Annotated in this window: 19 protein-coding genes; 9 read left to right on the top strand and 10 right to left on the bottom strand. The window is 36.5% G+C overall.

The window, feature by feature from the left end:
- The 5 genes from E0W73_RS18655 to E0W73_RS18675 all read left to right on the top strand — a co-directional run.
- Nucleotides 1-5193, top strand: a 5193-nt coding sequence (locus tag E0W73_RS18655; protein ID WP_135223555.1) for a T9SS type B sorting domain-containing protein, incomplete at its 5' end; no start/stop codon positions are given.
- Between the two features lie 42 nt (nt 5194-5235).
- Complete coding sequence (locus E0W73_RS18660) at nt 5236-6210, top strand: PorP/SprF family type IX secretion system membrane protein (protein ID WP_162847731.1); 975 nt, start codon at nt 5236-5238, stop codon at nt 6208-6210.
- A 162-nt stretch (nt 6211-6372) separates the two neighbouring features.
- A complete protein-coding gene (locus tag E0W73_RS18665) occupies nt 6373-7560 on the top strand; it encodes a phosphoglycerate kinase (protein WP_135223557.1) in 1188 nt (395 codons plus the stop codon).
- 110 nt (nt 7561-7670) lie between these two features.
- Complete coding sequence (locus E0W73_RS18670; protein ID WP_394345998.1) at nt 7671-9488, top strand: LysM peptidoglycan-binding domain-containing protein; 1818 nt, start codon at nt 7671-7673, stop codon at nt 9486-9488.
- 46 nt (nt 9489-9534) lie between these two features.
- Nucleotides 9535-10503, top strand: a complete 969-nt coding sequence (locus tag E0W73_RS18675) for a DUF4837 family protein (RefSeq protein ID WP_135223558.1) — start codon at nt 9535-9537, stop codon at nt 10501-10503.
- Nucleotides 10504-11364: 861 nt separating this feature from the next.
- Here E0W73_RS18675 and E0W73_RS18680 read toward each other — a convergent pair.
- The 4 genes from E0W73_RS18680 to rnpA form a co-directional block, all read right to left on the bottom strand.
- Complete coding sequence (locus E0W73_RS18680; RefSeq protein WP_135223559.1) at nt 11365-12168, bottom strand: OmpA family protein; 804 nt, start codon at nt 12166-12168, stop codon at nt 11365-11367.
- Between the two features lie 3 nt (nt 12169-12171).
- Nucleotides 12172-13809, bottom strand: coding sequence for a S41 family peptidase (locus E0W73_RS18685; protein ID WP_135223560.1), 1638 nt, complete (start codon nt 13807-13809; stop codon nt 12172-12174).
- Between the two features lie 2 nt (nt 13810-13811).
- Nucleotides 13812-14660 carry a DUF4349 domain-containing protein gene (locus tag E0W73_RS18690; RefSeq protein WP_135223561.1) on the bottom strand — a complete coding sequence of 283 codons (849 nt, stop codon included), beginning with the start codon at nt 14658-14660 and terminating at the stop codon, nt 13812-13814.
- Nucleotides 14661-14730: 70 nt separating this feature from the next.
- A complete protein-coding gene (gene rnpA, locus E0W73_RS18695; RefSeq protein ID WP_135223562.1) occupies nt 14731-15132 on the bottom strand; it encodes a ribonuclease P protein component in 402 nt (133 codons plus the stop codon).
- 125 nt (nt 15133-15257) lie between these two features.
- Between rnpA and E0W73_RS18700 the strand changes: the two genes are divergently transcribed.
- The 3 genes from E0W73_RS18700 to E0W73_RS18710 all read left to right on the top strand — a co-directional run bounded on the left by E0W73_RS18700 (nt 15258) and on the right by E0W73_RS18710 (nt 17881).
- Nucleotides 15258-16004: a lysophospholipid acyltransferase family protein gene (locus tag E0W73_RS18700; protein WP_135223563.1), complete on the top strand. Its 747-nt coding sequence runs from the start codon at nt 15258-15260 to the stop codon at nt 16002-16004.
- Between the two features lie 45 nt (nt 16005-16049).
- On the top strand, nt 16050-17042 hold the full coding sequence (locus E0W73_RS18705; RefSeq protein ID WP_135223564.1) for an acyl-ACP desaturase: 993 nt from the start codon (nt 16050-16052) through the stop codon (nt 17040-17042).
- A gap of 185 nt (nt 17043-17227) precedes the next feature.
- Nucleotides 17228-17881, top strand: a complete 654-nt coding sequence (locus E0W73_RS18710) for an HD domain-containing protein (protein ID WP_135223565.1) — start codon at nt 17228-17230, stop codon at nt 17879-17881.
- Between the two features lie 403 nt (nt 17882-18284).
- Here E0W73_RS18710 and E0W73_RS18715 read toward each other — a convergent pair whose 3' ends face one another.
- The 4 genes from E0W73_RS18715 to E0W73_RS18730 form a co-directional block, all read right to left on the bottom strand.
- Nucleotides 18285-18410, bottom strand: coding sequence for a FeoB-associated Cys-rich membrane protein (locus tag E0W73_RS18715; protein ID WP_135223566.1), 126 nt, complete (start codon nt 18408-18410; stop codon nt 18285-18287).
- A 4-nt stretch (nt 18411-18414) separates the two neighbouring features.
- Nucleotides 18415-20514 (bottom strand): ferrous iron transport protein B, encoded by a 2100-nt coding sequence (feoB, locus tag E0W73_RS18720; protein WP_135223567.1) that lies wholly within the window; start codon nt 20512-20514, stop codon nt 18415-18417.
- Nucleotides 20514-20753: a FeoA family protein gene (locus E0W73_RS18725; RefSeq protein WP_135223568.1), complete on the bottom strand. Its 240-nt coding sequence runs from the start codon at nt 20751-20753 to the stop codon at nt 20514-20516. Before E0W73_RS18725 ends, feoB begins: the two co-directional genes overlap by 1 nt.
- Nucleotides 20754-20856: 103 nt before the next feature.
- Nucleotides 20857-21522, bottom strand: coding sequence for an SCO family protein (locus E0W73_RS18730; protein ID WP_135223569.1), 666 nt, complete (start codon nt 21520-21522; stop codon nt 20857-20859).
- 313 nt (nt 21523-21835) lie between these two features.
- On the opposite strand from E0W73_RS18730, the gene E0W73_RS18735 reads away from it, so the two are divergent.
- A complete protein-coding gene (locus E0W73_RS18735) occupies nt 21836-23896 on the top strand; it encodes a M13 family metallopeptidase (protein WP_135223570.1) in 2061 nt (686 codons plus the stop codon).
- 68 nt (nt 23897-23964) lie between these two features.
- On the opposite strand, the gene E0W73_RS18740 is transcribed toward E0W73_RS18735, so the two are convergent.
- Together E0W73_RS18740 and hemB are read right to left on the bottom strand one after the other, a co-directional pair.
- On the bottom strand, nt 23965-24363 hold the full coding sequence (locus E0W73_RS18740) for a c-type cytochrome (protein WP_135223571.1): 399 nt from the start codon (nt 24361-24363) through the stop codon (nt 23965-23967).
- Between the two features lie 2 nt (nt 24364-24365).
- Nucleotides 24366-25361: a porphobilinogen synthase gene (gene hemB, locus E0W73_RS18745; RefSeq protein ID WP_135223572.1), complete on the bottom strand. Its 996-nt coding sequence runs from the start codon at nt 25359-25361 to the stop codon at nt 24366-24368.
- Nucleotides 25362-25412: the final 51 nt, after the last annotated feature.

Here is a 25412-nt window from a genome sequence, read left to right on the forward strand (position 1 = left end):
ACATCGCCTTACACAGCTACAGCTGCAGGAACTTATGTTTTCAGAGTATCAGACAGCCAGGGATGCCAGGCGGTTTCGATACCTGTAGAGGTTACGCCGACAACGACACCGACAGCGACATTTGCTCAGACGAATGTTAGATGTATCGGAGGAAGCGACGGAAGCATCATCGTTACGGCTTCAAACGGCATTCTGCCTTATGAGTACAGCAACGATGGAGGAACGACATTCCAGGCTTCAAATATCTTCCCAGGATTGGCGGCAGGAACTTACAACATGGTTGTAAGAGATGCTAAAAACTGTGAGTACACAACTGGAACGGTTACCATTACCCAGCCGTCTGCTCTTGCTGCGACAGCAGCGTTGACTCAGGGCTTGACATGCGGAGCAGGAAATGCTTCTCAGGCCGCAGTGGTTACGGTTAATGTTACGGCAGGTACGGGAACATCGCCTTACTATTACAGCTTCAATGGAGGAGCAGATTACACTTCGACAAATACGTACACGACTTTGACTGCAGGAACAGTTACTGCCTACGTGAGAGATGCGAACGGATGTGTGATCGCAGTACCGGTTTCTGTAACGATTCCGGCACTAGATGCACCAGTAATCGATACCATCACAGGTACTCCAATTTACTGTGCACCTTCAGCAAGCACAACAAGTACAGTAACTGTAGCAGTTTCTCATGGTGTTGGAGCATTGAATTATGAAATCCTTTCTCCTTCTACTGCAACAGGAAATGTTACAGGTGCTTCTAATGGAATATTCACAGGCCTTACAGCAGGTACTTACATATTCCAGGTAACAGATGCGAACGGATGTAAAGACGAAGCATCATATACAGTTGAACCATTAGTAAATATTACTATCGCTGGTCAGTTGGTAAATGATGTAAGTTGTAACGGAGGTTCTAACGGTTCTGTTAAATTTGATGTAGACAACTTTGATGGTGCTTATACAGCAACATTAATAGGAGGTCCAACAACAGGAACACTTACTCAGACAGGAAAAGTAGTTACTTTAACTAATTTACCTATCGGAAATTATACAATTGAAGTTGTTGACAATACAACTCAATGTAGAGCTTCAGCTTCAGTAGCTGTAACTCAACCACCAGTATTGACATTAGCACTAGCAACAAATGTTAATGCAAATTGTAACTCTGGTGCAAAAGTTACTGTTACAGCTGCAGGCGGAACTCCAAATTACCAATATGCATTTATAGCAGGTACTGGTACTCCGACAGCAGGAAGTTATACAAACAGTAATAACGCAGTTTTAGATCCTGCGGTAAGTACGACATGGAGAGCCTATGTGATAGATGCTAAAGGTTGCGAAACTTTCATACCTATTACAATTGGAACAGATCCATTACCAACTGCAGTAACTGCAAGTGTACCAAGCCAGTGTCCATCTGCAACAGGTGAATATACATTTACTGTTAACGTGGGTTCAGGTGTAGCGCCTTATGAATACAGTATCGGAAATGGTTTCCAAACTAGTCCGACATTTACTGTAAACGCTTCAGGAACTTATGATGTAACAGTGAGAGATGCTAATGCATGTACGGTAACAGTACCAGCTTTAGTAAACATTTCTCCTGCATTGCAAGTGCAGACAGTTGTTACGGCTTTACCAAGCTGTACACTTAATAACGGTAGTATTACTGCAACAGCAACCGGAGGTTCTGGAACAGCTAATTACAGATACACATTAGACGGTGGTGTTATTGTAACAACAACTCCGGCAGTATTCAACAACGTAGCACCGGGAACACATATTATCCGTGTCCGTGATGTGGCTACTAACTGTGTTGTTAATGTTACTATCGAAGTAGCTCCAGCTACGGTTATTACAGGATTTGCTTTACAACCAACACACGTATCTTGTAGAGGTGGTTCAGACGGATCAATCACAGCTACTTTAGCACCAAATGCTTCAGGAGTAAATGATAACCCAGTTTACACTTACACATTAACAGGAACATCAGTTTCTGGTGCGGCTGTAAACAGACCAGCTCAGACAAACAATGTGTTTACTAATCTTGAAGCTGGAGATTATACAGTAACAGTGACTTCAGGAAGAGGATGTGTTGATTCTGAAGATATCAGAATTTTACAGCCACAACCAATCACTATTGCAACTCCAGTAATTGCTCAGTACGGATGTCCTTCTGGATCAAATACTTCTAGTTATGCAACAATTACTGTTAATTCAGTGACTGGAGGTTCTGGAATCTACACTATTTATGAGTTCTTCAAAAATGGTGTATCAGTACAGAGAGGTGCTCAAAATGTTTATACAGAATCTGACTATACAGGAGGAGATTATACTGTAAATGTTTATGACGATAAAGGTTGTATGGGATCAAGTACAGGAATTATCAGAGTGAATCCATTCATTAGACTAGACGCTGTGAATGTTACTGTAAATGCACCAGTTACTTGCTTATCTAATGAAGATATTACCGTAACGGTGACAAGTACAGGCGGTACTCCAGTCCTTTTAAATTATAACATTGCTGGTACAGATGGCAATACATACAACCAATCAAATACTAGCGGAGTATTTACTGGATTAACAATTGGAAATTATCTAATTACAGTTACAAATCCAGCGACAGGATGTTCTATTCAAAGAGTACATTATGTTAACAATGCTAATACTTTTGAAATTAGAGCGGTTGCAACAAATGGCAAAATCTGTTACGGAACATCAGCTGGTTCTGTAGAGCTTACTTTTGTTGATACTCAATTAGATCCAACAAATGATGCAGGTGTATTTAATTATGTAATCACTGGTCCGGTTCCAAGTTCAGGAACTTCAGTAAACGCAGGGCCGGTTACTATTTCAAACTTAACTGCTGGTCAGTACACAGTACAGGCTACATTAGTAGGAAGACCATATTGTACGGTAACAACTGTGTTCTCTATCGAACAACCAAATGCAGCATTAAGTGTAGCGCTTAATAAATCTGATATCACTTGCGTATCTGGAAACAGTGACGGGGAGATTTCGGCTGCTGCAACTGGCGGATGGGATACAGCTTATCAGTATCAATTATTAAATGGAACTACTGTAATAGTAGATTACTCTACTCAGTCTACATTTACTGGTTTACCTGCTGGTAATTACACAGTAAATGTTAGAGATAGTCAAGGTTGTATTGCAAGCGCAACAGAAACTCTTGTAGTTCCTGCTCCAATTGCCTTCACTGCTGCTGCAAATGTTACAGTATTGCCTTGTTACGGTGATAACAGTGGTGTAATTACTGTAGCACAGCCAACAGGCGGACAAGGAAGCAACTACTTGTATACATTAACAGTAGTTTCTGATGATCCGGTTAGTATTGTAGGACCACAGATTGATCCAGTATTCAGTGGATTATCAGCTGGAAGATACGTAGTAACTGTTACAGACGGATTTAATTGTCAGGCAGCTCATGCTGAAATAACGATCAGCAACCCGACAAGAGTAGAAGGAGCAATTGTATTGTCAAGAACTCAAACCTGTTTAACACTGTCTCAACTTACATTGAGCGCTGTTGGAGGAACAGGTTCTTACACTTACAGTTTAGACGGAACTACAGCTTTAGGTTCGTTTACATCTGCTGCTCCAATTACATTTGATGTTCCTGTAGGTATCTACAAATATTATATTACAGATACTAACGGATGTACATCATTCGTAACAAATGAAATTGAGATTGACCCATTAACGCCGCTTAACCTTGATATCAACACTTCTAGTGCAGTCATCAAATGTAAAGGAGAAGCTACGGCATCAATCCTTGCAGAAGCGATTGGTGGTATTGGTAACTATGTTTACTCTTTACTGGATACAGCTGGTGGTGTTGTGAGACCAGACCAGGCTGATGGAAGATTCGATGACTTGTTGGTAGGAAGCTACAGAGTACGTGTAGTGAGCGGTGACTGTAATTACACTAGTGCTGTGGTTACTATTGCTGAACCTGCAACACCAATACAGGCACAGTTTAATCCACGCAACGTAACTTGTTTTGGAGCAAACAATGGTAGTATAGAAATCATTGCTTCTGGAGGAACAGGAAAAATCCAATACGCAATTTCTCCTGATCTAGATAAATTTGATTCAATCAATGTGTTCACGAATTTAGAACCAGGCGACTATCAAATAGTAGTGAAAGATGATAACGGATGTAGTATTGTAGAGACAGTTACAATTTCGCAACCACAATTATTAAGAGCTTCTGAAATTGCAGGTTCTATTGTTCCTGAAATTTGCTCTGGTGAGAGAAATGGTGCATTTGCAATTGAGATTAGAGGCGGTACTGCTCCTTACAGTGTAAGTCTAGATAACTCAAATGGTCCGTTTACTGTTGGTACAGTTACTCAGACAGAATTTGATTTCACAGGTCTAACAGGAGGTAAACATACGGTATACTTTAAAGATGCTGCAGGTTGTGAAAACTTGATTGATGTTACACTTCCAGATTCTGTAACCCTAAATCCTTCTAATGAAGTAACTTATGACTGTGTTAACAATCAAGCTGCTAACAGAGTTGAAGTTGATCCTGGTTATGCAGATCATAGTGAAATTGATTACAGCCTTGATGGTGTAGGTCCAATTCAGATGAGTAACATCTTTACAAATGTAGCTCCAGGTCAGCATTTCATTAGAGTAAGACATTTAAATGGATGTACTGCAGATACAGCTTTTGAAATTACAGCTGTTGCTCCGTTACAATTAACAGTAATCGAAGAGCCAGGTGTTTGGAATACGCTTATTGCTACAGCTGTTGGCGGAGGTGGAGATTATCAGTACAGTATTGACGGTGTAAACTTTAGTTCAGACAACAAGTTTATAATCTACAAAACTGGAACGTACACGATCACAGTTAGAGATAAAAACGGTTGTACAGATAGTAAACAACATTATATCGAATATGTTGATGTTTGTATACCAAACTATTTCACGCCGAATGGAGCAAATAGTACATGGGCTCCAGGATGTACAAATATTTACACTAATTTGATCTTCTCTATCTTTGACAGATACGGTCGTGAAATCGCGAAGTATCGTTATGGTCAAAGCTGGGATGGACGTTACAAAGGTGAAGAATTACCATCTGGTGATTACTGGTATGTTCTGAAACTAAATGACGCGAAAGATGCAAGAGAGTTTGTTGGACATTTCACTTTATACAGATAACATCATATCGCCCCTATTATGTTGTCTAAAAAAATTATTACAATGAAAAAGTTTATTTTATCCTTAGTACTCATGGCTGTAACATCAGGTTACAGCCAAGAGTTAAACCTACCAGTGTTTACCCAGTATTTGGCAGACAACCCTTTTATTCTTTCTCCTGCGTATGCCGGTATTGGTGACAACCTTAGAATTAGAGCTAACGGTCTTACACAATGGGTCGGAATAAAAGATGCGCCAGATAACCAGTCATTGTATGCCGATTTTAGGGTTTTGGATCGTTCCGGAGTCGGAATCTCGTTGTACAATGACAAAAACGGTTATACAAGACAAACCGGTGCTAAAGTCTCTTTTGCACATCACCTGATTTTAGATTATTATTCTAAACAGTATTTGTCATTCGGTATTTCGTATAACTTCAATAGCTTTAGAATTGACATCGATGAATTTAACAATACAATCGAACGTCCGATTTTAGATCCATCGGTTACCGATAATCGTTATACCAGTAACAACAACTTCGATATTAGTGCGCTTTATCGTAACAAGGGGTTTTATTTTAGTTTTAATGCCAACAACGTATTGAAGAAAAATACCAACAGATACCGTGGTGTAGAACCAGATTTGCTTTCAAACTATCAAGTGTATAGCGGTTTTACTTTTAGAGACGGAGAAAACAGCCGTATCGAGTACGAGCCGTCTGTATTCTATCAATACTTTGCGAGTGATAAACGTTCGACTACAGATTTTAACTTTAAGTACAGACGTTACAATCGTTACGAAGATTATTATTGGATCGGAGTTTCGTACCGTTTCCTAAACGATCAGTTTCCTAAGCCTTTATCACTTGGGCCAATGGCAGGTTTTATGAAATCCAAATTTTATTTTGCATACTCTTATCAGCTGATGTTTAATGATCTTGCCGGATATAATACAGGTACGCATTCTATTACAATTGGTTTCGATTTTCTACAAGCCATCAGTAATTGTCCTTGTACACAAAGTCCGGTTCACGATTAAGCAAGTTATTTTGTCAATTTTAAAACTTAATTTGTTTATTTTCATAATTTACAACGTTTTCGTTTTTATTGATTGATATTTTTTGCTTTTTTGAAATTTGAACTACTGTAAAAGTTCTATATTTGTTATTCTTTCAAAAAATTATAAAAAAAAAGATAACAGATGAAAACTTTAAACGATTTCGATTTTAAAAATAAAAAAGCAGTTATTCGTGTTGACTTCAACGTTCCGTTGGATGAAAATTTTAATGTAACTGATACAACACGTATTGAAGCCGCAAAGCCAACTATCGATGCTATTTTAGCTCAAGGCGGAAGCGTAGTTTTAATGTCGCATTTAGGAAGACCAAAAGGGGCTGAAGAAAAGTACTCTTTAAAACATATTTTAAAAACGGCTTCTGAAATTTTAGGAGTTCAGGTAAAATTTGCTGAAAACTGTGTTGGAGAACCAGCTCAGAACGCTGCAAAAGATTTAAAACCTGGAGAAGTTCTTTTATTAGAAAACCTTCGTTTTCATGCCGAAGAAGAGGCTGGAGATGTAGCTTTCGCTAAAGAATTAGCTTCTCTTGGAGACATCTACGTAAACGATGCATTCGGAACTGCTCACAGAGCGCACGCATCGACGACCATTATTGCGCAATTTTTTCCAAACGACAAATGTTTCGGAACTTTATTGGCAAAAGAAATTGAGAGTTTAAACAAAGTTCTTAAAAACAGCGAAAAACCGGTTACAGCAGTCCTTGGAGGTTCTAAAGTTTCTTCTAAAATCACCGTTATCGAAAATATACTTGATAAGGTAGATCACATGATTATTGGAGGTGGAATGACTTTTACTTTCATTAAAGCGCAAGGCGGAAAAATCGGTGAATCGATCTGTGAAGACGATAAATTGGATTTGGCTCTTGACATCTTAAAACTTGCAAAAGAAAAAGGTGTTCAGGTTCATATTCCAGTTGATGTTGTTGCTGCAGACGATTTTTCTAACACTGCCAATACCCAAGTAGTAGACGTTACTGCAATTCCTGACGGATGGCAAGGACTAGATGCAGGGCCAAAATCTTTAGAGAACTTCAAAAAAGTAATTTTAGAGTCAAAAACAATTCTTTGGAACGGTCCATTGGGAGTTTTTGAAATGGAAACTTTCTCAAAAGGAACTATTGCACTAGGAGATTATATTGCTGAGGCTACTGCTAATGGAGCATTTTCTTTAGTAGGAGGAGGCGATTCTGTTGCTGCTGTAAAACAATTCGGTTTTGAAGAAAAAATGAGCTATGTTTCTACCGGAGGCGGTGCTATGCTTGAAATGTTAGAAGGAAAAGTTTTGCCTGGAATCGCTGCGATTTTAGACTAAAATATCACAATTAACATTTTTTTACATAGTTTTTTTCAACAAACGCCTTATGTTTGCAAAAATAACAATTCTATAATGGGTTGATTTATAGAATTTTAAATAAATGTTATATGATTGTAATGAAAAGATTATCATTAGTGGTTTCGGCTTTATTCTCAATAACGATGTTTGCGCAGGAAACTGCAAAGGCAGAATTTGAAAGTAAGCCAATTGTTAAACTTTCTTATCTTGATTCTATAAAAAGTACATTCAAAAAAGACGATTTAGCTTCTAAAGTTGACAGTCTATGGATGAACGAATTAGTGAGTCTGGATATTTACGACGACCTGACAAAAGACATCCAAACCATAAATAAGGATGTATCTGTTGATCAGGAACTGCCGACAGAATTGCTGAAACAGCGTTTGGCAGCGATGAACGGGAAATCACCTTTTGAAATCGAATACAATCAAGGTTTAGAAAATGTAATTAAGTCATTTCTCAAGAATCGTAAAAAATCGTTCTCAAGATTAATGGCCTTATCAGAATATTATTTCCCAATCTTCGAGGAAACTTTTGCTAGACAAAATATTCCTTTGGAAATAAAATATTTAGCCGTTGTAGAATCTGCTTTAAATCCTAAAGCAGTTTCTAAAATGGGCGCCACCGGACTTTGGCAGTTTATGTACGGAACCGGTAAACAATACGCTTTAAAAATCGATTCTTATATTGACGAAAGAAGCGATCCTCTTAAAGCTACAGCAGCTTGTTCTGACTATATGAACAAAATGTTCAGCATCTTTGGAGACTGGGAGCTGGTTTTGGCTTCTTATAATTCAGGCCCTGGAAATGTTACTAAAGCAATTCGTCGTTCTGGCGGAAAAACTAGTTATTGGGACATCAGAAATTATCTTCCAAAAGAAACACAAGGATACGTTCCGGCTTTCTTAGCAACAATGTATCTTTTTGAATACCATAAAGAACACGGAATTAATCCGGAGAGAGCTGTGGTTAAGAATTTTGAAACAGATACGGTTTGTGTCAAAAATCAAATTTCTTTCAAACAGTTGGCAGATTTGCTAGATATGCCGCAATCTCAAATTCAGCTTCTTAATCCTTCTTATAAAATGAATGTCGTTCCGTTTTATCAGGGCGAACAACATTTTATCCGTCTTCCGAAAGACAAGATCGCGACTTTTGTTTCCAACGAAAGCCAGATTTATGCTTATGCGAAGTACGATACAGAAATGAAATCAGCTAACTCAAGACTGGCTGTAAAATATGCTCCGAAAGTGAAACCGGCCACTATAAAACCATCTAATGGAGATGCAGACGATTTTGAGTTTTATAAAGTCAGAAAAGGAGATAATCTCGGAGCTATCGCAGATAAATACAATGTCTCGGTTGCCAATATCAAGAAATGGAATAATCTAAAAACAAATGCAGTTGCAATCGGAAGAAGTTTAAAGATTAAACCGGAAGAAGAAACTCCTGCCAAAGCAGCTCCAATTGTTGATAAAAGAGAAGAAGCTATCGCTTCTAATGACGATAAAGCTAAGCCTACAGCAGTAGATATGGACTATGTTGTGGTAGCTGGTGATAATTTAGGCAGCATTGCAAAGAAATTCGGTACGACTATTGCGGAGTTAAAAGAACTTAACAATTTAACTTCAAATAATATTGGTTTAGGTAAAACGCTGATTATTTCTAAAGCTGCTATCGTTATTGAAGAACCTGCTACAACTGCAATTGCATCAAACTCGGTAGATACGTTCAAGAAAAAAGCTCCTTCTAAAAATATGAGTGAAGATTATTATGTTAAGAAAGGAGATTCTTTATACAGCATTTCTAAAAAATATCCTGGAGTAACAATTTCAGATATTAAAAAATGGAATGGTATTAAAGATGAAGATATTAAACCGGGAATGAAGCTTAAAATAAACGGATAATTCAAAATCTTATTTAAATTTGGGTTTTATTTCATAAATTAAAAAAATGAATAAAACCCATTTTTTATTCCTAATACTTTCGTTGCTGTTAGTTTCTTGTTTTAAAAGCGAGAAGCAGAATCAGCACGTTTCTGGAAAACCGAACACTATTTCGATTATTATTGACGATCAGCTTTGGTATGGTGAAGTAGGAGACAGCATCAGAAATAAATTTGCATCGCCGGTCCTCGGCCTTACGCAAGAAGAACCTCTTTTTACAATCAATCAATATCCAGCTAGACTGCTCGAGGGTTTTGTAACCGACAGTCGAAGCATAATCGTGGTAAAAAAAACGACAACTGAAAAATTCGAAGTCATTCGAAGCAAAAATTTACCACACAACACTTTTAGAATTTACGGCAAATCTGTAGACGATCTTATCTGCAGCATCGAATTGAATTCGGCAGAAATTATCAGAATGATTCGAAATGCCGAAATCCAAAAGATTCAAGATGACAATAGAAAATCGCTTTTAAACCCGGCAGTTATCAAGAATAAATTCCATATTGGTCTTGAGATTCCGACTGGTTACGAATATATGTTGCATCGAAAGAATTTCATATGGCTAAAAAAGGATATTATCAGCGGTAACACCAGTTTGTTAATTTATCAGATTCCGCTAAGGAGCTTTAATACGAAAAATAATGTTGTAAACAGCATAATTCGTATGAGAGATTCGATCGGCCGCAATATAAAAGGGCGTGAACCTAATACTAGAATGATTACTGGAGAAGCCTATGCGCCGTATTTTTCTACTACAATTCTAGACGGTAAAAAGGCTTTTGAAACCAAAGGTACGTGGGAATTAAAAAACGATTTTATGGCTGGTCCTTATATCAATTATTCTATTATAGATCCTGTTTATAATCGAATTTTGGTCATCGAAGGATTTTGTTACTCTCCGTCAAACCAAGAGCGTGATCTTATGCTTGATTTAGAAGCAATCATAAAATCGGTTAAGATTGATAGGAGATAGTTTTTTGTTTTACGTTTCAGATTTCAGGTTTCAAGTTTCAAGTTTGTTGTGCGGACTGATTAGTGCAACTAAAATTTATCCATATTTAACCGGTTGGGTCAAATAGAAGCTAAATAGCTCCATTCAAGTATTAAAATCTAATTTGATCTGCTGAAATACTTTTGATTAGAAATTTTTCACGCAGATTTATACAGATTAAAGCAGATTTAGACAGATTTTTATCTAAGCTGATTTTAGTAGAATTGAAAAAAGTAATTCCACCCAACGAAATCATATTTATTGAAAATATAGCCCAATGTTTCAACCTTAGGAAGCGTTCCAATGTTCTATGTCGTAATTTCTCTGTAAATCTCTCCCAAAGTTGAACTGCCGACTTTGTTCCCTAGAACAATATTCATTTTAACGGAGAAGAATACAATACAAAAGTATAGAAATTGTGATGAAACGTAGGTAGGGCAACAATTTCATTTAACTTTAAAAAAGCGATTGCAACTTTGTAATTACCCTATTATATTACTTAAAAAACTTATAGAGGCTCTATTTCAAAACTGGATGATGTTTCTTTGAAGCAAAGTAATTTTTTCCATAATAAAAAAAAGTTTTTAAAGTAAACTAATTTTTCTAACCAAAACCATTGTTTTTAGAACCGATTGAATTTATCAGTCGGTTTTTTATTTTGGATAATTCGAAAAATACCCAGAAACCTATTCAGCAACTTTGTTGCAATATGGTTTTTTGGCTTGGATTTGTAGAATGATAATTTTAGTATAATTATTTGGAAAATAACAAATTACTTACATTATTTTGAAGTATCACTTAACATATTAGTTTTTGAAAAAAATAGTTGTCCAAGAACGAAAACTAAACTTTCGTAATAATAAATTCAACTCGACGATCATAATTGTCACCTTTTCCTAGCGGATATTTATTCCCGCATCCTTGATAACTCATTCTATTTTTAGAAACTTTTTTAGAGCTCAAATAGTTAAAAACCATTTTAGCTCTGTTCCAGGAAAGTTTTCTATCCTTGGTTTCCTTATCGATTCCGTCGCTGTAAATTTCTGGAGTGCAACACACATGGCCTCTAATCTCAAAACGAATGTTTTTGTGCTTTAAAAGAGTGACCGCCATTTTGTCGAGTTCTTTTTTGGCTGTAAGAGTTAATTTTGCGCTTCCCAGATCAAAAAGAATGCTTTCAATGCAAATCCTATCACCGACCTTAAGTTTGTCTTTAAAAGAAGAATAAACGTCTTTTCCGAAACTGTTTTTCTTGACCACAATCAAATCGACTCTTCGGTTTTTGAGTCGTGTTTCGTGAAGATTCTCTACAGTATCGCGTCTAATTACCACACGACCTTTTCCTTCGAGAATGACGATCTTGCTATGGTTAAAACCATTTTCAACCAAAAGATCTTGAATCGTTCTTGCACGGTTGTTAGACAGCCGCATATTGTAGTCATCAGCGCCTCGGTCATCGCAGTATCCGTATATCTGAATAGATTCTACTTTGGCAGTATCTATATTTTTTATAAAATCAACAACAGCTTTTTTCTGTGAACTTGTCAAATCAAATCTGTCAAACTCAAAATAAAGGGTCTGAACAGGTTTTTGCTGTGCCGATACTGTACAAAAAAATAAAGAAAGTAAGGCCAAAGTTATCTTCATTCACTACATTTTTAAAATCGTTTTATATTCTGTCTGATTATTTAGTACACTCACTGCTCTTTTAATTTCTGAATTGTTTTTGATCAAATACTGATACAAACCTTCCTGGTACTGGTATCTCTTAATCAATTCTTCCAAAATCATGTTTTTAATCTCTTTTTGGTTTTTATCCAGCAATGTCGTTTCGCTTTTTTCTAAAGCATTCAACAATTGTTGGTATTCAGCAGTTATAGTCTCGTCTATTTTTTCTTTTTTGGCTGCTGCTAAAGTGTTTTTCAAAGCCACTTCGGTTTCAGTATCAAAAGTGATTTTGTTGGTTTTGAGATACTGTTTAAAAGCGGCATAATCTGCATCGCTAAGGGTCGGAATTTTATCGCCCAAATTCGGATTTTTGTAATAATACGTGGTGGCATAATCAAAAACACCGTCGTTTTTAATTAGGGCGTTTGCGATAGCACTTGTTTTGGCTTCTTCAAGCTCGATATCCGGCAAGACACCGCCGCCATCATAAACCGTTCTTCCTTTTCTGGTCTTAAAAGCATTATAGTTTTTGGCGTCGGTTTTCTGAGCAACGCCATTTTTATCTTTATGCGCATAATCTAAAGCTTGAATGCATCTTCCTGAAGGAGTATAATATCTCGAAATGGTAACTTTCAATTGTGTTCCATAGGTCAAATCAACTGAGCGTTGTACCAAGCCTTTTCCGAAACTTCTGCTGCCGAGAACAACTGCGCGATCTAAATCCTGCAAAGCTCCTGAAACAATTTCAGAGGCAGAAGCGCTTCGTCCGTTTACCAAAATAGCAAGCGGAATTTCGGTATCAATAGGTTCTTTCTGAGTTTTATAGGTGTTATTGTGTTTTTCTATTCTTGATTTTGTGGTTACGATTACCTCATTTTTGGGAACAAATAAGTTGCAGATATCGATTGCTTCGTTTAATAACCCTCCAGGATTTCCTCTCAAATCTAGAACGATTTGTTTTGCGCCATCTGCCTTGAGTTTTTCCAAAGCCTCTTTTACTTCTGCAGATGCTTTTCTGCTGAAATGCGCCAAAACGATATATCCTGTTTTATCGTCAATTTTTCCATAAAACGGAACCGATTTGATATCGACTTCATCCAAAACCAAAACAGTAGTATTTGGTTTTCCTTGACGCAAGTACTTGATGTTGATTTTGGTGTTTTTAGTTCCTTTGAGCAATTGTGATGCATCGTCTTTAAAATCGGCAATCAAAACATCGCCAATCTGGATAATTTCGTCTCCGGCTTTAAGTCCGGCCTTATCAGCAGGATAATTTTTATAAGGTTCACGAACAATCAGACGGTCTTTTTTTCTAGAAATTAGTGCACCGATTCCGGTATATTCTCCTGTATTGTTTATTTTGAAATTAACAACATCCTGTTCGTTAAAATAAACCGTATAAGGATCGAGGCTGCCCAGCATGCTTTTGATGGCTTTGTCCATCAAATCTCCGGGATTGGTATCGTCTACATAGTTCGTGTTTACGGCTTTGAACAAGGTCGTAAAAATTTCGATCTGCTTTGCAATTTCAAAAAAATCCTCTTTAAAACTGGTTCCAACAAACAACATTCCCGCCGCAGCGACTGGTATAATAAATTTCTTTTTGAAATACGGATACATGATTATTCTTTTTTTCTTCTTTTTAATCTTTTTCTAATAAAATAGGCTAATACAAAAAATATAATGACAAACGGCCAAATGCTGATTAATGAAATTAAAAAATCAGACAAACTGAAAAATCCCGACTTAACGGCAGTCCAAAGTTTGAAGCCATACGATATTTTAACGCCTTCTTTTTCGGCTACTGTTTTGTAAAATTCTATTGTGATCGTGCTTTCAGAAACACGGCTTTCCAAATATTTAAGTTGTCCTTCTTTGGCTTCGATTTCTTCGCGAATGGCCGAAATCTGTTTTTCAATTTCTAAAATCTCACTGACTTTTGTTGCTTTTTGTAAGATTTGCAGATAACGCTCTTCTAGTTTTTTCTTTGTTTTTAATCTTGATGTCAGGTCAATAAACTGTTCTGTGACGTCTTCTGCCGAGATGTTTTTTACTTCAAAATAAGAAACACCTTTGGAAATATCATTGATAAAACGGTCAAAATTCTGGCTTGGTATTTTTACAGTAAGGTTTCTGTAGACACTAGCATAATCTTTTCCTTCAGAATCGTTTATGATTCTTGCTTTGTTATTTGAAACTGCATTTTGAATTTGATTGAAAGTGTTTTCTAAATTATCAGTTTCAAACCTTAAAGTCGCTTCTTTAATGATTTTTTGCTCCACTTGTTCATCAACTTTAGAAGGTGGTGGAGGAGGTGCATTTTGTTCAACAGAAAGCATTTTGTCCTTAGATTCATGTTTTGGAGGAAGTTCAACCGTGGCGATAGCCATGTCATGTGATACCGATTCGTGAGATTGATTGCAACCCGAAAGAATGAAAAGAAAAAGAAATAAAGAAAAAATAGACCTCATAAAATTTCGATTTAGAGCTAAAACTACGATTTTTTTGTCTAAGTTGCTTATTAATCTTATGTTTTGGGATTTACGATTCGGTTTTCGGTTCAGAATCTGGTGTTTTGTTTATCTGAGCTGTAAATTTCTCAAATAACTGAATCGTTTTGGTATTGATTTCTTCAAAAGATAAACGGTCTTTGCTTTGATAAAAAAGCATAATCGAATACGACTGATCCAGATTATCCAAAAGCAAATGTTTGTTCAAACGATACGTTTCTCTCAACACTCTTTTGAAGTAATTTCGGTCAACGGCTTTCTTGAAATATTTCTTCGAAACCGAAACGCCAATTTTAGTCCCTTCTGAATTGTCTTTCGCTTGACGATAAACCAAACGAAGCGGATATTTGGAAACCGATTTTCCTTCAGAAAACAGTAATCCAATAGCCGTTCTGCTTTTTAAGCGCTCGTTTTTAGGGTAAGTGAAGTTCATTTAATTCAGAAAATAATTGCAATTTGAGATGCAAAGGTACAATTAAACCAGAAAAACAGTGTTTGTTTCCAATTTTAATAAGTCTAAAAATATATTTACTACTTTTGCGCATTAATTTTTTAAGCATGGAAAAAATAATTTCGTATCCAATATCCGTAATTTATTATTTGTTATTTGGTTTGTGTCTGGCGGTTTTTCATCCGATACAATGGATTTGCTTAAATTTGTTTGGTTATCAAGCACACAAAAAAAGTGTAGACTATCTCAATTTCTGTCTTTTAAAATGCACCAACCTTGTCGGAACGACTTATAAAGTAACAGGAGTAGAAGGAATTCCGAAAGGTGCTCCCATCATTTTTGTTGCCAATCACCAAAGTATGTACGATATCGTAGCAATGATTTGGTATTTTAGACGTTTTCATTGTAAATTTGTAAGTAAGAAGGAATTAGGCAGCGGTATTCCGAGTGTTTCGTTTAATTTACGTCACGGAGGCTCTGTGTTAATTGACCGAAAAGACCCTAAACAAGCGATTCCAGTAATCAAAGGCTTGTCTGAATATATAGAAAAAAATACTAGATCTGCAGTAATTTTTCCAGAAGGAACCCGAAGCAAAACAGGTAAGCCAAAGGAGTTTGCACAAAGCGGCTTAAAAATCTTATGCAAATATGCGCCTTCTGCGTATGTTGTGCCAGTAAGCATCAATAATTCATGGAAGATGGTGCGTTACGGAATGTTTCCGGTTGGTTTAGGAAACCGATTGACTTTTACTGCCCACAAAGCTTTGGCTGTAAAAGATTATAAGTTTGAAGAACTGATGGAAATTACTGAAAAAACAGTGAAAGAGGGAATAAATGAGTATAAACAGGTTTAAGTTTTAGTCCGAGCTGAAACATAAGACCCAAATTTAAAATAAGTAATGTCTATAAAAAACATTAGATTAGAAGTAATGCAGTTTTTGGAAAAAAACGTAGATAGCTTCGTTGAACAGTATTTAATTCCGGTGGAAAAAATTTGGCAGCCGACCGATTTTTTGCCTAATTCTCAAGGAGATAATTTCTTTGAAGAGGTGAGAGAATTGCGTGAAATTGCCAAAGAACTTCCTTATGACTTCTGGGTAACACTCGTTGGAGATACGATTACCGAAGAAGCGCTTCCGACATATGAATCTTGGTTAATGGATGTTGAAGGTATCGATCAGGTTGAAAATGGAGGAAACGGCTGGGCCAAATGGGTAAGACAATGGACTGGCGAAGAAAACCGACACGGAGATCTTTTGAATAAATATTTGTATTTGTCTGGTCGTGTGAATATGCGTGAAATCGAAATGACGACACAGCATTTAATCAACGACGGTTTTGATATTGGAACTGGAACTGATCCGTACAAAAATTTTGTGTACACAAGTTTCCAGGAATTGGCAACATATGTTTCGCACAACAGAGTAGCACAGATGGCTAAAAAGTTCGGAGACAATAAACTGTCAAAAATGTGTAAAATGATTGCAGGCGACGAAATGCGTCATCATCATGCCTATAGCGAATTTGTAACAAGAATTTTCCAAGTTGATCCAAGCGAAATGATGTTGGCTTTTCAATACATGATGAAACAGAAAATCGTTATGCCAGCACATTTCTTGAGAGAATCTGGACAAAAAATAAGCGCAGCTTTCGAGCATTTCTCTGATTCGGCACAGCGTATTGGTGTTTACACTGCAAATGACTACGTTGAGATTCTACAGAAATTAATCAATAAATGGGAAATCGATAAAATTTCAAATCTAACTGATGAAGCTGAAAAGGCACGCGACTATCTAATGAAACTTCCAGCGAGAATGGCAAGGATTTCTGAAAGATTGGTAATCCCAGCAGAATCTCATATTTTTAAATGGGTAGAACCAGCGAAGCTTTAGATTTTAATTAGAGAATAGAAAATAGATTGAACTTAGGAATTTAATAGAGTAAGACTCAAGAAACTATAAACTAAGAACTAGGGACTAAGAACTAAGGACTAAAAACTAAAAAAAACATATCTGTTGATTGTTGGAGATTTCACTCTTTGGCAATCAACATTTTTTATAGACGTAAAAACTTCTTTATGAGCAACTCAGAGCTTATTACTAAAACCATTGCTTTTGTAAAGGAAAAACTAAATGATGCCGAAGGCGGACATGATTGGTTTCATATTGAACGGGTATACAAAAATGCTTTGCTGATTGCAAAAGATACTGATTGTAATCTAACAGTAGTACAATTAGGAGCTTTATTGCATGATATCGCGGATAGCAAATTTCATAATGGAGACGAAACCATCGGACCAAAGACAGCACGTTTGTTTTTAGAGGCACAAAATGTTTCTGAGGACATTATCCTGCATGTAGTGAATATTATTGAAAATATCTCTTATAAAGGCGGAAATTTCGAGAGGAAATTCTCGTCGGTAGAATTGGATATTGTTCAGGATGCCGATCGTCTGGATGCAATCGGTGCAATTGGTGTTGCAAGAGCCTTTAATTATGGCGGATTTAAGAATAGAGCGCTGTACAATCCCGAAATCGCTCCTGTAACCAATATGACTAAGGAAGAGTATAAAAATAATAATGCCCCGACCATCAATCATTTTTATGAAAAGCTTTTGCTTTTAAAAGACAAAATGAATACAGAAAAGGGAAAAGAAATTGCCGCAGAAAGACATCGCTTTATGGAATCTTTCTTGGCGCAGTTTTATGCAGAATGGGAAGGAGTGAAGTAGTTTCAATAACATCACCTTACTAATAAAAAACAAACGGCTTCAAATTTTTGAAGCCGTTTGTCTTTGTGAGAGTTTGTAATGTTTCAAGAACATTATTGAATTTTAGAATCTAGATTTTAAAATGAAATTCATAGCGAAAGCGCATAGAAATCCAACGGAAAACCATAGTAGCCTTGAAACTCTATTGTCTCTTACAATTTCGTTTTTTTCGAATTGTGTCATCTTGATGATTTTTGATTTACAAAAATAATTAGCGCATATATGAAATTTGTGCCCTAAAAGTTTTTTAAACAATAGAAAAAGACATTTTTAACCAAGGTAAAAATACAAAAGCCTCGCAAAGAATTACGAATCTCTGTGAAGCTTTATATTGAATTTTGTGAATATGTGCGGAATTAAACAATTAACTACATCCGCAATCTGTACCGTTGCCGCAGTCTTTTTTCTTTTTCGATTTCCAAAAGAATTTTCTAATCAAAAAAGCAACGGCAAATCCTAATATCGCAAAGGCAATAATTTCCTGAAACATAATTTTAATTTAATAATTGATAAGCAATCAAAGCACTAAAATAGGCTAGTCCGCTCATAAATACTAGCTGCATGGCCGGCCATTTCCATGAATTGGTTTCCTTCTTGGTAATTGCAAGCGTACTGGCGCACTGCATCGCAAAGGCATAAAAAAGTAGCAACGATATTCCTGTAGCAAAATTAAAGACTTTTTCTCCTGTTTCTGGATGAATTTCAGCCTGCATTTTGCTTTTTATGGTGGTTTCGTTTTCAGTATCACCAACACTATAAATGGTTGCTAGTGTTCCAACAAAAACCTCACGTGCTGCAAACGAACTGATTAAAGCAATTCCGATTTTCCAGTCATAACCCAAAGGTTCGATAGCAGGTTCTATGGCACGACCCATTAATCCGATATACGAATTTTCGAGTTTCTGAGAAGCTACTTCATTTTCGAACTGCGCTTCATCCAAAGTTGTATTGGCAAATCTTTCTTTAACAATTGTTTCGGCCTCGTTAAATTCTTTTCCAGGACCGTATGAAGCCAAAAACCATAAAATGATTGAGATAGCTAAGATAATTTTACCGGCACCCACCACAAACGCTTTTGTTTTTTCGACTACATTGATTCCGACATTCTTAAAAAGCGGCAGTTTATAACTCGGCATTTCGACCACAAAATAAGTTTTTGATTGCAGTTTGAGTACTTTGTTTAAAATGTAAGCCGATAAAATAGCTGTTGCAAATCCTAAAACGTATAAAAACATTAAGGTTAATCCTTGAAGATTTAGAATGCCGAATACACGCTGACTCGGAACTACGAGTGAAATAATAATTGCATAGACCGGCAACCTGGCAGAACAAGTGGTGAAAGGCGTTACTAAAATAGTTATAAGACGTTCTTTCCAATTTTCGATATTTCGAGTGGCCATAATAGCTGGAATCGCACAGGCTGTTCCTGAAATCAAAGGCACAACGCTTTTTCCTGAAAGCCCGAATCGTCTCATAATTTTATCCATCAGAAAAACAACACGGCTCATATAACCGCTTTCTTCTAGAATTGAAATGAATAAAAACAGAAAGGCAATTTGCGGAATAAAGATAATCACACCGCCAATTCCCGGAATAATTCCCTGTGAAAGCAGGTCGGTAAGAATGCCGCTTGGAAGTTCTTCTGCAGCCCAACTGCTCAAAGAAGCAAAAGTGCTATCGATAAAATCCATCGGAATGGCGGACCAGCTGAAAATAGATTGGAAGATCAAAAACAAAATCGCGAAGAAAATGGCATAACCCCAGATTTTGTGTGTTAAGACACGATCGAGTTTTGCACGCACATCTTTTGCCATTGAGGCATCTACTTTTAATCCTTCTTTAAGGACATCATTGATAAACTGATATCTTTTGATGGTTTCCTTTTGCTGCAGACGTTTTAATTCTGAATTGGATTTAGTGAAAGTGTTCCTGATTTCATTTCGGTCAAGGTTCGAAAAATTAACATCCTGCGTAATCACCAGCCATAATTTGTAGATCAACTGATTCGGAAAAGCGTGCTTTAATTTTTCAAAATATTCAGGATCAATAACAGAAGCGTTGAGGCAAGGTTCGTTTGGAAGCGTTTTGTACGAAACAATAAGTTCTTTTAAAGCATTAATTCCTAATCCTTTTCTTGAGCTGACCAACGCAATTTTGGTTTTCAGTTTTTCTTCTAAATAAGGAATATCCAAACTTATACCTTTTCGTTCCATTTGATCAGACATATTGATGACTAATATGGTCGGAATCTCGAGGTCTTTGATTTGAGTGTAAATCAGTAAATTTCTTTTCAGATTTTCTACATCCGTTACAACAACTGCAACGTCTGGATATAATTTGTCGTTTTTATTCAGTAAAAGTTCGATTACCACGCTTTCATCCATCGAACTAGCGTTTAAGCTGTACGTTCCAGGTAAATCTAGGATATTGGCTTTAACGTTGTTTGGCAATTTGCAGAATCCCATTTTTTTCTCAACAGTGATTCCTGGGTAATTACCAACTTGTTGGTTTAAACCTGTCAGCTGATTAAAAACTGAAGTTTTTCCGGTATTCGGATTTCCGATAAGGGCAACATTTATATTCTGTACGCTCATTATAAATTGTTTTGAATAAGTTCAACTTCAATTTCACGAGCGGTTTCAACCCTGATTGCCACATGCGAACCGTTTATGTCCAAATACAAAGGGTCTCCAAAAGGAGCAATCTGGAGCAATTCAACTAAGCTGCCCGGCAGACAACCCATTTCTAATAATTTTAGAGGAATAAGATCGATATCAAAATCTTTGATAATGGCTTTATCGCCTTTTTTCAGGGTGTGTACTGTATTTTGCAAGCTTATTTAGATTGAATTTAGATTGCAAAAATAGGCAATTATTCTATATTTCAAGGTATTTTGCAGTTGGACAAATGCTAAATGTTTCTAAAAATAAGAGTTTTTATTCTTTAGATAAGAACTCAATATCTTCTAAAAGGCGTTTGATGTCTTCTTTGTTTGTTCCGTCATAAAATCCGCGGACACGTCTTTTCTGATCGACCAAAACAAAATTCTCGGTATGCACCATATCATAAAGCTGGTCTGGTCTTCCAAGTTTTACCGCCAAATAAGATTTTCGGGCCATTTTATAAATTTCTTTTTTATTGCCGGTAACCAAATTCCATTTGCTGTCTACCACGCCGTATTTTATCGCATAAGCTTTTAAAACCGATACGCTGTCTACTTCTGGGAAAACAGTGTGAGAGAGCAACATCACTTTCGGATTGTTTAAAACTGCCTTCTGAACTTCAGAAAGATTGGTTGACATTTTTGGACAGATTGAGCCACAAGTTGTAAAAAAGAAATCGGCAACATAAATTTTTCCTTCGTAATTCTTTTGCGTAATAGTATCTCCGTTCTGGTTTATAAAAGAAAAATCGGCAATGGTATGATATTTACTTTTATATTGAATCGTACTGTCCACCAATTCTGGATTTACATCAGAAGGATTGTAAATTGGAAGTGTTTTTTTAGGCTTTAATGCATTATAAAATAAGGATATGGTAACGGCAGAAAATATAATTAGTACAATAAAGAATGTGCGGTACTTATAGAGAAGCGATTTCATAAAAATAATTTGGCACAAAAATACGAAAAAGCACTTTTTATAACCTTAATTAAGCTTTTATTTAACGATGTTTCGCTCTGGAAAATGTAAGCAAAGAGAATTCTGTTGTTGATTTTAACGAATTAATACCACAAAGCTGTATTGAAACGTGTAACAAATAAAACAATAACGATACTAACTAATTTAATGTTCTTCAATTAAACATTTTTAAAATTAACTTAACTCGTGCTTATTGTTAAATAATGTGAAATTTTAACACTATATTCAAATTAATAACAATAAGTTTGTGTTTTACCTAAAACAATAAACAATTATGAAAAGACAGCTTGTAAAACCTGTGTTTTGTGTTGTTTCTGCAATGTTCTCTCTTGCAACGCTGCAGGCTCAAAATAGCACGCCAAAAGAACCCGGTATCAATGTTTCGAACATGGATACTAAAGTTAGTCCAAAACAAGATTTTTTCCGTTATGTAAACGGAGCATGGTTAGACAAAACTGAAATTCCTAGCGATAGAAACGCATGGGGAAGTTTCAATGAGCTTCGTCAGAAAACAGATGAGAATTCACTTGCTATCTTAAAAGAAGCTTCTAAAGATCCAAAGTATAAATCAAATACCGATCAAGGAAAAGCGATTGCTTTATTTAATACAATTATGGATACGGTTGGAAGAAACAAAAGAGGTGTGGCTCCTTTACAACCTTATCTGAAAAAAATCGATGCGATTAAAAATGTTGCAGATTTACAGAATTTCTTAACTGAAATGCAGCTTCAGGGCGGTCTCGGATTTTTTGGCGTGTATGTAAGTGCAGATGCTAAAAACAGTAACAAAAATACCGTAACCTTAACTCCAGGAGGTTTAGGTTTGTCTGATAAAGATTACTACAACTCTGATGATAAAGATTCTAAAGAAAAACGTGAGAAATATGAAGTTCACGTAGCAAGAATGCTTCAGTTTATCGGCGAGTCTCCTGCAAAAGCAAAAGAAAGCGCAAAACAGATTCTGGCTTTGGAGGTTGAAATGTCTGCTCCAAGATTAGATCGTGTCGAAAGAAGAGACAGAAGAAAACAATACAATCCGACAGCTGTTGCCGATTTGAAGAAAAATACACCTTCTATTCAGTGGGAAAAATATTTTGCTGGAATCGGAATGGCAAAAGTGGATACTGTAAATGTTGCGCAGCCGCGTTATATGATTGCGCTTGAAAAAATCTTTACAGAGAAAAAAGTAGAAGCTTGGAAAGAGTATTTAAAATGGTCTGCATTAAACAGAACAGCATCAACTTTAAGCACTGATGTTGAAAATGCGAATTTTGATTTCTACGGAAAAACATTGACGGGAGCTTTAAAACAACGTCCGCGCGAAGAGGTTGCTTTACAAGTTATCAATACCACTACAGGAGAAGCGTTAGGAAAATTGTATGTAGAGAAATTATTCCCTGCTGAAGCAAAAGCAAAAGCAAAAGACATGATTGCCAATGTAATGCTGGCTTACGAAAACAGAATCAATGCATTGCCTTGGATGTCTGCAGAAACTAAGGTTAAAGCAATTGAAAAACTGAAAAAACTTACCGTTAAAATCGGATACCCTGATAAATGGAAAGATTATTCTAAACTAGAACTTAAAAACGTTAAAGAAGGAGGTACTTATTTTGATAATATGAGAAATTTATCAAAATGGGCTTATGCTGAAAACTTAGCAAAACTAGGTAAACCAGTTGATAAAACAGAATGGGGCATGTCTCCGCAAACAGTTAACGCTTATTTTAATCCTTCATATAACGAAATTGTATTCCCTGCAGCAATCTTGCAGCCGCCGTTCTACAATTACCAAGCTGACGAAGCTGTAAATTATGGTGGAATCGGAGCCGTGATCGGTCACGAAATCTCTCATGGTTTTGATGATTCTGGTGCGCGTTACAATGCAGACGGAAACTTAGTTGACTGGTGGACTCCAGAAGATTTAAAACAATTTACTGCTCTTGGAGGAGAATTGGCTGCTCAATACAGCGCTTTAGAACCGCTTCCTGGAATTTTTGTGGATGGTAAATTTACTTTAGGAGAAAATATCGGAGATTTAGGAGGTACTAATGCGGCTTACGACGGATTACAATTGTATTTGAAAAAACACGGAAATCCAGGCCTAATCGACGGATTTACTCCAGAACAAAGATTCTTTATTTCTTGGGCTACGGTTTGGAGAACGAAATCTCGCGACGAAGCAATCAAAAGTCAGGTGAAAACAGATCCGCATTCTCCTGGAATGTACAGAGCTGTTGTGCCAATTAAAAACTTAGATTCTTTTTATGAGGCATTCGGAATCAAAAAAGGGGATGCTATGTATCTAGAACCTGAAAAACGAGTAAAAATCTGGTAATCTTATTTTTATAGATATAAAAAACGGCGCTTATTACAGCGCCGTTTTTTTGTTTATTTCAAATTCATTTATTTCAAATGACTGTTTATATAAGTTTCAATTGCTTTTAATTCTTCGTCAGACATTTCTTTTGTTATAGCAAAATTGGTTTTCATAACCTCAAACTGACTCGGATCTACAATCGGCGCTGCATTTCCTTTTAGGAAAGTAACCATATCGCCTTTTTTGTCTTTGTAGATTTTGGCAATTTCCTGAATACTTGGCCCGATTATCTTTTGATCCGGTTGATGGCAAGCCGTACAGTTTCCTCTTCCCTCAAAAATTTCTTTTCCTAACTCTTCGGGAGTTTTGGCCTTTGCTGATTGTCCTTCGGAATAATTTTCGGTTGAGGTTGCATTATTTTCGGCAGTTTCTTTTTTACAGGCTGTAAAAGCTAAAACTGCAGCTAAGAACAGTATTTTTTTCATTGTTATTTGTTTAAAAGAATAGCAGCTTCTTTTGCAAAATAAGTTGAAATCAGACTCGCACCCGAACGTTTAATGCACATTAATTGTTCCATCATGATTTTATCATTGTCCAGCCATCCTCTTTCGGCGGCAGCTTTGATCATGGCATACTCTCCAGAAACATGATAAACCGTTACCGGAACGTTTACAGCATTTTTAACTTCACGAACAATATCCAAATAAGCAATTCCTGGTTTTACCATTACCATATCGGCACCTTCTTCTACATCATACAAAGCTTCTTTGATGGCTTCTATACGATTGGCATAATCCATTTGATAGGTTTTTTTATCTTTTGGAACCACAACATCAGCTTCTCTTGGGGCAGAATCTAGAGCATCTCTAAAAGGTCCGTAAAACGCTGAAGCATATTTAGCAGCATAACTCATAATACCCACATTCTGAAATCCGGCAGCATCTAGACCTTCGCGAAGGCGCAAAACTCTTCCGTCCATCATATCGCTTGGCGCTACAAAATCGGCACCAGCTTCTGCATGAGAAACGGCCATTTTTACCAGCGCTTCAACAGTACTGTCGTTTTCGATATCACCATTTTTGATGATACCGTCATGACCATAAATTGAATAGGGATCTAATGCGACATCTGGCATTACAATCATTTCTGGACAGGCTTGCTTAATGGCGCGAATGGCTTGTTGCATCAAACCATCTTTGTTCCAAGCTTCTTTTCCGGTATTGTCTTTAAGATTTTCGCTGACTTTTACATAAATATTTACGGCACGGATTCCCAAAGCAAAGATTTCTTTTACTTCTTCTACAGTTAAGTCAATTGATCTGCGGAATATTCCCGGCATAGAGGGAATTTCTGCTTTGTAATTTTCGCCTTCTGCAATAAACATCGGGAACATAAAATCTGACGGACTTAAACTGGTTTCGCGAACTAATGAACGGATAGATTCGTTTACTCTTAATCTTCGGCCTCTGTGTAGTGGGAACATATCATTTAGATTTTAGATTTTAGATTTCAGATTGATTAATCTTTGTTTCTA

It is taken from the genome of Flavobacterium foetidum (assembly GCF_004634245.1).
Classification (GTDB): domain Bacteria; phylum Bacteroidota; class Bacteroidia; order Flavobacteriales; family Flavobacteriaceae; genus Flavobacterium; species Flavobacterium foetidum.